Source organism: Cellulomonas sp. JH27-2 (genome assembly GCF_014837175.1).
Classification (GTDB): Bacteria; Actinomycetota; Actinomycetes; order Actinomycetales; family Cellulomonadaceae; genus Cellulomonas.
In genome coordinates this window covers 683,593-694,911 of record NZ_JACYFR010000003.1, presented here as the reverse complement: position 1 = coordinate 694,911, position 11,319 = coordinate 683,593, and the positions used below count along the sequence as shown (strand labels likewise).

General features: G+C 72.1%; 8 protein-coding genes. 1 reads left to right on the top strand and 7 read right to left on the bottom strand.

Going from position 1 to position 11,319, the window contains the following annotated elements:
- Window positions 1–146: 146 nt before the first annotated feature.
- The gene (locus tag IC607_RS12215; RefSeq protein WP_191787792.1) at window positions 147–779 is read left to right on the top strand and encodes an O-methyltransferase; all 633 of its coding nucleotides are present in this window, start codon (window positions 147–149) and stop codon (window positions 777–779) included.
- A 10-nt stretch (window positions 780–789) separates the two neighbouring features.
- Here the strand turns inward: IC607_RS12215 and IC607_RS12210 are convergent, their stop codons facing one another.
- The 7 genes from IC607_RS12210 to IC607_RS12180 form a co-directional block, all read right to left on the bottom strand.
- Complete coding sequence (locus IC607_RS12210) at window positions 790–2,472, bottom strand: M17 family metallopeptidase (RefSeq protein ID WP_191787624.1); 1,683 nt, start codon at window positions 2,470–2,472, stop codon at window positions 790–792.
- Window positions 2,473–2,480: 8 nt separating this feature from the next.
- Window positions 2,481–2,648 carry a DUF3117 domain-containing protein gene (locus IC607_RS12205; RefSeq protein WP_191787623.1) on the bottom strand — a complete coding sequence of 56 codons (168 nt, stop codon included), beginning with the start codon at window positions 2,646–2,648 and terminating at the stop codon, window positions 2,481–2,483.
- Window positions 2,649–2,808: 160 nt separating this feature from the next.
- Window positions 2,809–4,155 carry a hypothetical protein gene (locus IC607_RS12200; protein ID WP_225224832.1) on the bottom strand — a complete coding sequence of 449 codons (1,347 nt, stop codon included), beginning with the start codon at window positions 4,153–4,155 and terminating at the stop codon, window positions 2,809–2,811.
- Window positions 4,152–5,054: a dihydropteroate synthase gene (gene folP, locus IC607_RS12195; protein ID WP_191787622.1), complete on the bottom strand. Its 903-nt coding sequence runs from the start codon at window positions 5,052–5,054 to the stop codon at window positions 4,152–4,154. Before folP ends, IC607_RS12200 begins: the two co-directional genes overlap by 4 nt.
- A complete protein-coding gene (locus IC607_RS12190) occupies window positions 5,051–5,872 on the bottom strand; it encodes a TIGR00730 family Rossman fold protein (RefSeq protein WP_191787621.1) in 822 nt (273 codons plus the stop codon). Before IC607_RS12190 ends, folP begins: the two co-directional genes overlap by 4 nt.
- A gap of 36 nt (window positions 5,873–5,908) precedes the next feature.
- Complete coding sequence (dapE, locus tag IC607_RS12185) at window positions 5,909–6,982, bottom strand: succinyl-diaminopimelate desuccinylase (RefSeq protein WP_191787620.1); 1,074 nt, start codon at window positions 6,980–6,982, stop codon at window positions 5,909–5,911.
- A gap of 101 nt (window positions 6,983–7,083) precedes the next feature.
- Complete coding sequence (locus tag IC607_RS12180) at window positions 7,084–11,259, bottom strand: glycoside hydrolase family 3 C-terminal domain-containing protein (protein WP_191787619.1); 4,176 nt, start codon at window positions 11,257–11,259, stop codon at window positions 7,084–7,086.
- Window positions 11,260–11,319 lie beyond the last annotated feature (60 nt).

Genomic DNA, 11,319 nt, shown 5'->3' with positions numbered 1-11,319 from the left:
TGCGGCCCTGATGCGTCGCATCGGGTGCAACGCCGCACGCGCCCGGATAGTTCCGCGTCCGTCGTCGGGCCCGCGCGCGGGACTACGCTGGCGCCTGACCCGGAGGCATCCCGCGCCGGGCACGCGCACCCGACCGGGAGGTCGTCATCTCCAGCGACAAGGCCAGCAGCTGGGTCTACAGCGAGGAGTTCGTCCAGCAGGACGACGTCCTGGCCCGTGCGCGCGAGCGTGCCGGCCAGCTCGGGTGCACCCCCGTCCCCGCCGGCGCCGGCGCGGCCCTGACGGTCCTGGCCGCCGCGGTGGGCGCGAAGGCGGCCGTCGAGATCGGCACGGGTGCCGGCGTCTCGTCGCTGCACCTGCTGCGCGGCATGCCCGCCGACGGTGTCCTGACGACCATCGACATCGAGGTCGAGCACCAGCGCGCGGCCAAGGAGGCGTTCGCCGACGAGGGTCTGCGGGCGACGCGCACGCGCACCATCTCCGGGCGCGCGCTCGACGTGCTCCCCCGCCTGACCGACGGCGCGTACGACCTGGTGCTGGTGGACGCCGACAAGGAGAACGCCGCCGCGTACGTCGAGCAGGCCGTCCGCCTGCTGCGGTCCGGCGGAGTGCTGGCGGTCGCCGGCGCGCTGTGGCACGACCGCGTCGCCGACCCCGCGCGCCGCGACGAGACGACGACGGCCGTCCGCGAGCTGGGCCGCACGGTCCGCGACGACGACCGGCTGCTGTCCGCGCTGCTCCCCAGCGGCGACGGCTTGCTGGTCGCCGTCAAGCGCTGACCTCCGCGGGTCAGCGCAGGTCGGACAGGTAGCGCAGCAGGAGGCGGACGCCGAAGCCCGTGGGGCCCTCCGTCACCTCGTGACGGTCGGCGGACGCGCGGGCCGGTCCCGCGATGTCCAGGTGCGCCCACGCCCGCTTCCCGACGAAGTGGCGCAGGAGCAGCGCGGCGGCGATGGACCGCGCGCCGACGCGGGTGTCCGACGGCACCTGGCGCAGGTCCGCGATCGAGGACTGCACCGACTCCTCGTACTCGTCGACGAGCGGCAGGTGCCACAGCAGCTCGCCCGACGACGCACCGGCGGACTCCAGCGCCGCGACGAGCGCGTCGTCGGTGCCGTACAGCGCACCGTGGGTGCGCCCCAGCCCGACGGCGGCTGCGCCGGTCAGCGTCGCGACGTCGACGAGCACGTCGGGATCGAGCGTCTCGTCGGCCCAGGCCAGCGCGTCGGCGAGGACGAGGCGACCCTCGGCGTCGGTGTTCGCGATCTCGACCGTCGTGCCGCCGTACATCCGCAGCACGTCGCCCGGACGGTACGACGAGGCACCGAAGTGGTTCTCCGCCAGCGGCATGACGGCGGTGACACGGTGCCGGACGCCGGCCTCGGCCGCCCCCAGCACGGTCGCCAGCGCGACCGCAGCCCCCGTCATGTCCGACTTCTGCGTCACCATCGACTCGCGCGGTTTGATGCTCAGCCCGCCCGTGTCGAACGTGATCCCCTTGCCGACGATCACCACGTGCTTGCCGTTCGCCGCACCCTCGGGCACGTAGCTCACCGTGACGAGCCTCGGCGGCGACGCCGACGCGGCACCGACCGCGAGGATGCCGCCGAAGCCCTCGGCCGTGAGCTCACGGGTCGAGCGCACCGTCGTCGTCAGGCCGGCTCGCGTGGCCAGGCGCTTGGCCTGGTCGGCGAACCACGCCGGGTTCTTGATGTTGGAGGGCGTGGACGCGAGGTCGCGCACGAGCCAGGTCGCGGACGCGGAGCTCGTCGCGGCGTCCACGGCGGCGGCGACGCGAGTCCCGTCGCGGCCCAGCAGCACCAGCGTGCCGACGTCCTTCGGCTGCACGCTGCCTGCCGTCGGCTGGGCGTACGCGGCGAGCAGGTAGCCCTCGGTCAACGCGCGCGCGGCCTCGGCGACCTGGGACGCCGTCTGCCGCGCCTGCGCACCGACCGTCGTCACGACGCGGTCGAGGCCGCGCGTCGCGCGGGCCAGTGCGGCCCCGGCGCGACGAAGGTCGGTCGCGTCCTGCGTCCCGGCACCCACCAGCACGATGCGTGGCGGGAGCTCGGTCCACGGGAGGGTGACGGCCGTCCCGACCGGCCGCGGGAGCTGGAGGACGTAGGTCTCGCCGGCCGCGCCGGTCTGCCCGGTGCGGTCCGCGATCTCCGCGAGGTCGATCCCGTACAGCGCGGCGACCTGCGCAGCGCCCTCGCCGGGCTGGGCACCGGTGTCGCCCTCGACCGCGGGCAGCAGCGGCACGGCGACGGCGTCCGCGCCGCTCCCGGCGAGCACGTCGGCGACGGTCGTCGTCGGGCGACCGCCCCTGCCGCCCCGCGCGTCACCGTCGGCGAGCGCATCACCCGCCAGCACGACCTCGGGCAGCGGACCCCCGATGGTCGTGCGAGCACGGGCAGACGGACGGGTCCCGTCCGTCTGCCCGGTGGTCCTGCGGTCGCTCGTGCGCGCCATCCCGCTCGTCAGGAGACGACGGCGGTCAGGGCCTCGCCGAGCTCGGCCGCCTCGGTCGCGTTGAGCTCGACCACCAGACGTCCACCGCCCTCGAGCGGGACGCGCATGACGATGCCGCGGCCCTCCTTGGTCACCTCGAGCGGTCCGTCGCCGGTCCTCGGCTTCATCGCGGCCATGCGGGGCCTCTCCTTCGCCTCGTTCGTCCCGGCAGGCCGCATCGGGCGCGTTCGCACGCACTCCACCTGCGGCCCAGCTGCCGGTTGTCCGTCGACCATCTTAGTTCACGGAACCCACACATCACCGCGCGAGCGGCGTCGGGTCACCCGGGCGCGCAGGTCACGGCGGCCATCCGGTGGGCCCCTGGATGCGCCACATGTCCCAGATCCAGACGCACTGCAGGTACAGCATCGCGACGACGACGAGGGTGAACCACGCGCGTCGGGCGACCGCCGGCCGGGTCACCACGCCCGCCGTGATGGTCGCCATCGGGAACGCGAGCAGCATGAACCTCGCCAGGCTGCTGCTCGGCTCCACGGCACCGGCGATGTAGAGCAGGTAGGCGGCGGGCCACACGTGCAGCTCGGGGCCCAGGCGCCAGGCGGCGGGCACGACGAGGACGGCGACGACCAGCGCGAACGAGCCCCACATCACCCACGGGGCCAGGTCGCCGAACCAGAACTGCGTGACGTAGCCCCACGAGCTGAACGGCTTGACCGACCGGACGCCGCGCCACGCCTCCTGGGTCTGGAGGTAGCCGTCCTTCTCACCGGTGACCCACCCGCAGATCAGCGGCCACGCGACCCCGGAGATGCCCGCGGCGACGGCCAGTCCGCCGAGCGCACCCACGTCGCGGCCCGTGAGCGTGTCGCGCCCGGCGCGGGAGTCCCGCCAGCGCACCAGCGCATGCACCACGATGACGACGGCCATGGGCAGCGCGACGGCGCGCGTGAAGCCGAGCGCGATCACGACGAGCGCCGCCTCGAAGTACAGGCGCTTGAGCAGCAGCAGCAGCGACGCCGCGATCAGCAGCAGTGCGAGGGACTCGGTGTAGCCGATCTGGAGCACGACGGCCGTCGGGAAGACGCTGACCAGCGCGACCGACGCCAGCGGCAGTCCGGGCCGCGCCGCCACAGCGCGCGGCGCGCCGATGCGGACCAGCGGGTGGATCACGAGCATGGCGCCGGCGCCCAGGACCAGCGCCAGCAGGGGCGCCACCTGGTAGTACTCACCGCCGGTCACGGTCATCAGGCCGCGCACCATCATGGGGAACAGCGGGAAGAACGCCCACGGGTTCTGCTGCACCAGGCCGTCGTCGCCGCGCGGCAGCTGAGAGGGGTAGCCGTTCTCGGCCACCTGCCGGTACCAGTCCGCGTCCCACCACTTGCCGGTGAACTCGAGGTACGACGGGTGCGCATCCCCCCAGTAGCTCGCCTCCTGGCGGCTCGCGGTGAGCATGAGGACGATCGCGCTGAACAACCGGGCCGCCGCGTACACCGCGAGCACCTGCACCCACCACGGCCAGCCGCGGGGGTCGTGGACCCGACGAGCGACGGGGGACGGCTCCGCGACGGCGTCGCCAGGCACGTCGTCGTCGAGCACGTCATCGTCGAGCACGACCTGGTCCTCGGGAGGTCTCCCGCTCGTCGGGCGCGTGGGGTCCGCGACGCCGGGCTGCTCGCTCACACCAGCCCCCGGACGGCTCGCTGCGGCGCACGGTCGCCGCGGATCGCCGCGACCATGTCGAGCGTGCGGCGGGTGGCGCGCACGTCGTGCGCGCGGAACACCCGGGCACCGAGCCAGGCGGCGACCGACGTCGCGGCCAGGGTCCCCTCGAGCCGGTCGTCGGCCGGCAGGTCGAGGGTCTCGCCCACGAAGTCCTTGCGTGACAGCGCCATGAGCACAGGATGGCCCAGATCGACCAGCGTCTGCGTCCGGCGGACCAGGTGCAGCGAGTGCCAGGTGTTCTTGCCGAAGTCGTGGGTGGGGTCGACGAGCACGCTCGCGGGGTCGATGCCGAGCGCCACGGCCCGCCGCGCCCCGGCGGAGACGGTCGCGACGACGTCGTCGACCACGCCGTCCAGGTCGTCGCCGTACGCGACGCGGAAGGGGTCGGTGCGCGGGACCGCGCCGCCGGTGTGCGAGCAGACGATGCCGAGACCCCGCTCGGCGGCGACCTCGACGAGCTCCGGGTCGTGGCCGGCCCAGGTGTCGTTGACCAGGTCCACGCCCTCGTCGGCCGCCGCGCGCGCGACGGGCGCGCGCCACGTGTCCACGCTGACCAGCAGGTCCGGGTGGCGGGCGCGGACGCGCGCGACGAGCGGCACGACGCGCGCGATCTCGTCGTCGACGGACACCTCCGGCCCGCGGCCCGCACGCACGCCGCCCAGGTCGACGATGTCCGCGCCCTCGTCGGCGGCGCGCGTGACGGCCTCGTCGGCCGCGTCGTCGTCGCCGTACCGGGCGGCTGCGTAGAACGAGTCGGGCGTGCGGTTCACCACCGCCATGACCACCGGGTGGTCGGGACCGAACGTGCGGTCACGCAGGCGCAGGTCGGCCCCGCGGGCGGGGACTCCCGCGATCACGACGAGGCGTCCTGCGCCGCCTGCTGGTCACGCGCGGTGGCGTCGACCGCTGCCTGCTCGGCCGACCGCAGCTCCGCGTCCCGCGCGACGACGATCTCGATCGCCTCCTGTGCCGTGTCGACGACGCGAAGGAGCTCGTGGTCCGTCGGCCCGATCAGCCCGCGCTCGACGACGGCTCCGGTGACCCAGTCGAGCAGCCCCTGCCAGTAGTCGCGCCCGACGAGCACGATCGGGAACTCCATGACCTTGTGCGTCTGCACCAGCGTCAGCGCCTCGAAGAGCTCGTCGAACGTGCCGAACCCACCGGGCAGGACCACGAACCCCTGGGAGTACTTGACGAACATCGTCTTGCGGGCGAAGAAGTAGCGGAAGTTCACGCCGAGGTCGACGTAGTCGTTCATGCCCTGCTCGAAGGGCAGCTCGATCCCGAGCCCGACCGACAGCCCGCCTGCCTCCTTGGCCCCCTTGTTCGCGGCCTCCATGATGCCCGGGCCGCCACCGGTGATCACGGCGTAGCCGGCGCGCGCCAGACCACCGCCGACCTGCTCGGCGAGCGCGTAGTCGCCGTGGTCCGGCTTGGTCCGGGCGGAGCCGAACACGCTCACGGCGGGCCCGACGTCGGCCAGCGCCCCGAAGCCCTCGACGAACTCGCTCTGGATGCGCATGACGCGCCACGGGTCGCCGCTCAGCCACGACGTGTCACCGGCGCCGCTCAGCAGCCGCTGGTCGGACGTGGTGGTGGGGATCTGCTGGCCGCGCAGCAGCACCGGACCCTTGCGATAACCGTGCCCGGGGGCCGGCTGACCGTCGTCGCTCATGGCGTCGACTCTAGGTGCCTTCGCCGACAGAAGCGGTCAGCTCCCGGTGAGCCAGGCCCGCTGCGCGTCGTACGACGTCCGGATCTGGTCCACCGGGCACCGCTCGTCCACCTTGTGCGCCAGCATCGGGTCGCCGGGCCCGAAGTTCACGGCGGGGATACCGAGCGCGGAGAAGCGGGCCACGTCGGTCCAGCCGAACTTGGGCGCGACCTCGCCGCCGGTCACGCCCAGGATCGCCGCGGCGAACTCCTGCGCCGCCGGTGCGTCGAGCCCGGGACGTGCACCGGGCGCAGAGTCGGTGAGCACCACGTCGTAGCCGTCGAAGAGCTCGACGACGTGCGCGAACGCCTGCTCCACGGTCTGCGACGGCGCGAACCGGTAGTTGACCGTGATGACGCAGCTGTCCGGGATGACGTTGGGCGCGACTCCGCCGGTGATGACCGTCGCGTTGAGGCTCTCGCGGTAGGCCAGCCCGTCGACGTCGACCGTGCGCGGCTCGTACGCCTCGAGCCGGCGCAGCACCTCGCCGGCCGCGTGGATCGCGTTGACGCCCGCCCAGGCGCGCGCCGAGTGCGCCGCGACGCCGGTCAGCCGCACCTCCGCGCGGAGCGTCCCGTTGCAGCCCCCCTCGATGCCGCCGTTCGTCGGCTCCCCCAGCACCGCGAAGTCGGCCGCGAGCCAGTCCGGGTGCTTCTCGACGAGCCGGGCCAGGCCGTTGAGGGTCGCCGCGACCTCCTCGTGGTCGTAGAACACCCACGTGACGTCCTTCGTCGGCGCGTCCACCGTGGCCGCGAGCGCGAGCTGCACCGCGACGCCCGCCTTCATGTCCACGGTCCCGCGTCCCCACAGCTCACCGTCGACCAGTCGCGTCGGCAGGTTGTCGGCGATCGGCACGGTGTCCAGGTGGCCGGCGACGACGACGCGGGACGACCGCCCCAGGTCGGTCCGCGCGACGACGGCGTCCCCGTCGCGCAGCACCTCCAGGTGCGGGCAGGCTCGCAGCGCCGCCTCGACGGCGTCGGCGATCGCCTTCTCGTCGCCGCTCTCCGACGGCAGGTCGCACAGCGCCCGCGTCAGCTCCACCACGTCACCGGTCAGGTCGAGAGTCACGCGCCCGACCCTAGCCCGCCCCGGCGACCCGCGGTCGCGGTCGAGCACGGCGCAGGGCCCCCGCCGCGTGCGTGCGGCGGGGGCCCTGTGGTGGGTGGACGCTACTTCACCTTCTTCGGTGCCGAGGTCTTGGCCACGCTCTGGTAGCCCGACTTGCTCTCGGTGACCGTGACGGTGAGCTTCGTGCCCACGTCGGCCTTGACGACCTTGTAGCTCGACGCCTTGGCGCCGGTGATCGCCTTCCCGTCGCGCTTCCACTGGTAGGACAGGGTCGCGCCGCTGGTGTGCGTGTCGACCGTGGCTTTCACGGTGCTGCCCTTGACGGCAGACCCCTTGATCGCCGGAGTCGAGAGCACGAGCTTGCCCAGCACGGTGACGGGGGCGGAGGTCGACGAGACCGCCGTGGAACCCGACTTGGTGGCCGTGACCTTGACGGACACCTGGGTCTTCGCGTCGGCCGCGACGGCCGTGTAGGTCGACTTCGTGGCGCCGGCGATCGCCTTCCCGTTGCGAAGCCACTGGTAGCCCAACGTCGACCCGCTGGTGTGCGAGGCGACAGTGGCCGTCAGCTTGTTGCCCACGACGGGCGTCCCGGTGACGACCGGCTTGGCGAGCGCGAGCTTGGCCGCGACCGTGACCGACTTCGCCGTGCTGACGTTGCCGGCCACGTCGGTGGCCCGGTACTGCACAGCCCGGGGCGCACCGGCGATGGTCGCCGGTCCGCTGTACGTGGACCAGTGCGACCCACCATCGACCGAGTACTCGACGGACGCGACGCCGGACAGCTCGTCCGATGCCGTGAGCACGAGCTTGCCGTCCTTCGCCGACGTGACCGAGGCCGTGGGAGCAGCTCCGTCGATCTTGACGGTCAGCTCCTTGGCGGCGGGCGGGGCGTCGTCACGGGAGACCGCGACGAGCACGTGGTGCTCACCGTCGCCCGAGACCTCGACCGGGGTGCCCGTCCAGAGCACGGACTCGCCCCCGTCGATGCTGACCGACGCGATGTCGCCCTCGGGCGCCGCCACGCTCACCGCGACCGGTCCGGTGTACCAGCCACTGGCCGGCAGCGCCGGGTCGGTGGTGACCGTGAACTGCGGCGCCGGACCCGACGGGACTTTGGTCACCTTGCCCTTGGTCACCGCGACGTAGCTCTTCAGGTCGGAGAACTGGGCCGTGTAGGACGCGGCCTTGATGCCGGACACGCCTTGGATGGAAGCCAGCTGCGCGAACTGCGCGGACTGGCGAACCGTGGTCAGCACCCGGATGGCCGAGCGCTGCAGGTCCCCGAGCCGCATGTTCCAGCCCGCCGCGGGGTAGGTGCCCTTGACGACCACCGTGTACGCGGTCACGGGGCTCGTGGCATCCGCCGGGTCGGCGTGCACCACGTCGGTGAGGGTGATGCCCGCCTTCTGCGCCGCGGTCAGGGTCGAGCCGGCGAGGATGGCCGCGGTCTGCGTGTACGCGTCGTCCACCGACGTGAACTTGGCGTTGGGCGTGAACACCTGGTTGTTGATGACGTCGACGGTCGTCGTGCCGGAGGCCGGGGTCTTCGACAGGTCGGTGCTCCCGTCCACCGTCGTCGAGATGGTCTCCGTCCCCGTCGCCGACGGCGTGAGGCCGTTGAACGACCACGCGTACGTCGTGCGCGTGCTCGTGACGGTCTTGTTGTAGACCGGCAGGCCCGAGACGTCGATCGTCGGCGGCACCTTGACGGTCGTGTTGATGACGTTCTGCGGGGCGTTGCCGGGCTCGATCAGGTCGTTGCCGGCGTACATCGTCGCGACGGTGTCGTGGCTGCCGCCCCAGTCGGACATCACGGTCCCCTTGAAGCCCCACTCACCGCGGAGCACGTCCTCGAGGAGGTCGTAGTTCTGCGCCGCGTAGGTGCCGTTCACCTTGTTGTAGGAGCTCATCACGGCCATCGGCTGCGCCGACTTCACGGCGATCTCGAAGCCCTTGAGCTCGATCTCGCGCAGGCCACGCTCGCCGGCGATCACGTCGCCACCGCTGCGCTGGGTCTCCTGGTTGTTGGCGGCGAAGTGCTTGATGGTGACCCCCTCGCCGGGGACGGACTGGACGCCGAGGGTGGTGGCGGCCGACGTCAGGCCGGAGACCACCGGGTCCTCGGAGTAGTACTCGAAGTTGCGGCCGTTGAGCGGGTCGCGGTGGATGTTCATGCCGGGCGCGAGCCACAGCGAGACGCCGTACTCCTGCATCTCCTTGCCGATCGCCGTGCCGACCTCGGTGACCAGGTCGCGGTTCCAGGTCTGGGCCAGAGCGGTGCCCACGGGCCAGGCGGTGCCGAACTGGTAGGTGGCCGGGGTGGTCGCGATCTTCTGGGTGATGCGCAGGCCGGCCGGACCGTCGGAGAGGGTCATGGCGGGGATGCCCAGGCTCTCGTACTTGGCAGTGGTGTACCCGGCGGCGCCCGTCGCGGACAGCGTGGAGCCGATGGCACTCGCGCCTTCCACGACGTTGGCCAGCTGCGTGACGCTGAGCCCGGCCACCAGCTGCTCGATGCTCGTCCTGCCCTTGGCGACGTCGTACAGCGTGCTGGTCGGGTCGGCAGTGACGGCCTTCACCGTCTCACCGGCCTTCGGGGCGTACGGCGCGCCGGTCCCCTCCCAGCTGGTCTGCGCCGGGTCCAGGTAGACCGGCACGGAGGAGATCGTCGCCCCGTCGAGCGCGAAGTAGGGCGACGTGCTGTCCACGGCCACGTCCTGCTGAACCTTCGAGGCCGCCTGCACCGGGCTGAAGCCCGCCGTGCTGAGCGTGAGGTGGGGTGCGGCGGCGACCTCGTCGGCCTCGCCGTCGTAGGTGTAGAAGTCGGCCGGGTCGCTCGTGAGCTCGGTGGCGGGCTTCTCGTCGTCGACGAGCTGACTCGAGTCCTGCTCCGTGACGGTCCGGTCGGCGAGACCGATCGTCGCGGCCACCTGCGTGTTGCGCGACGAGCTGCCGACGCGCACGACGTAGTCACCGGCGTCCATCACGTACGAGGACGTCGACTCGTCGTACGACGACATCTCGGTCGTGTCGTAGGTGATGGTCAGGATCTGCGAGGCGCCAGGGGCCAGGTCGTCGGTCTTCGCGTAGCCGGCCAGCTCCTGGTAAGGCTTGTCGAGCCCGGTCTGCGGTGCGGAGAAGTAGGTCTCGACCACCTCCTTGCCGCTGTAGGTGTCACCCACGTTGGTGACCTTGGCCTTGACCGTGACGTGGTCCATGTCCGCGGTCACGCTCTGGGGGTCGATGTGGAAGTTCGTGTATGACAGCCCATAGCCGAACGGGTAGTCGACGACGCTCTCCGGGTGGTCCGCGTCGAGGCTCCGGTAGAACGAGTCGAAGTACCGGTAGCCGACGTAGACGCCCTCGCTGTAGGTCTCGGGGGACGAGCTGCCGTCGTTGAGCGCGAACGTGGCCGCTGCCGGGTAGTACGAGTACTTCGAGGCCCAGGTGTCGGTGAGCTTGCCGGACGGGTTCGCGTCGCCGTCGAGCACCTCCGCGAGCGCGTTGCCGGACTCCTGCCCGGCCTGGCTCATCAGCAGCAAAGAGTCGACGGCCTGGCCGCCCCCCGGGTCGCTGGCCGAGCGGTTGATCTCCTGGAAGAACGAGGTGTCGACGACGCCACCGACGTTCAGGACCACGGCCACGTGCTCGTACGCCTGGCCGATCCGCTGGATGTCGTCGTACTCGGTGTCCGTGAGCAGGTAGTCCCCCTGGCCGGCCTTGCGGTCGGCGCCCTCCCCGGAGTTGCGCGCGACGACGAAGATCGCGGTGTCGGTCGGGGCCGTGGGCTGCACGCTCGTCCGGGTCAGCGCCTGCTCCACCGACGAGTAGTCGACGGTCGGGCCGAACACCGAGCCCGACGTGCTCGGCGGGTACTTGGTGTCGTACGCGCTGGTCATCGCCGACCAGTACGTCGAGCTGGTGGTGATGGTGTAGCCGGCGTTCTCCAGGCCGGAGCGCACGTTGATCGTGTACCGGTTGTTGACGTTGCCCGAGCCGGTGCCGCCCTTGACGGTCGCATACGCTCCGACGCCGAAGAGCGCGACGTTGGAGCTCTTCGCGACCGGGAGCGTGCCGTCGTTGTTCTCGAGCAGCACCATCCCTTCGGTCGCTGCCCGCTTGGAGAGCTGGGCGTTGGCCAGCTCGAGGTCGTTGGGACTGGGGTTGGTGGTGGCGGCAGTCGCCGGCCCGGTGCCCGCGAGCACAAGGGCGGCGACGACCGCGGCAGGCAGCGCCGCGCGCGTGGCGGCGCGGGCGCGGTGGGAAAGGTGCATGAGGGAGTCGTCCTCTCTGACAACTTCTCGACGTCGACGGCCGCAACGCGACCCTGGGGG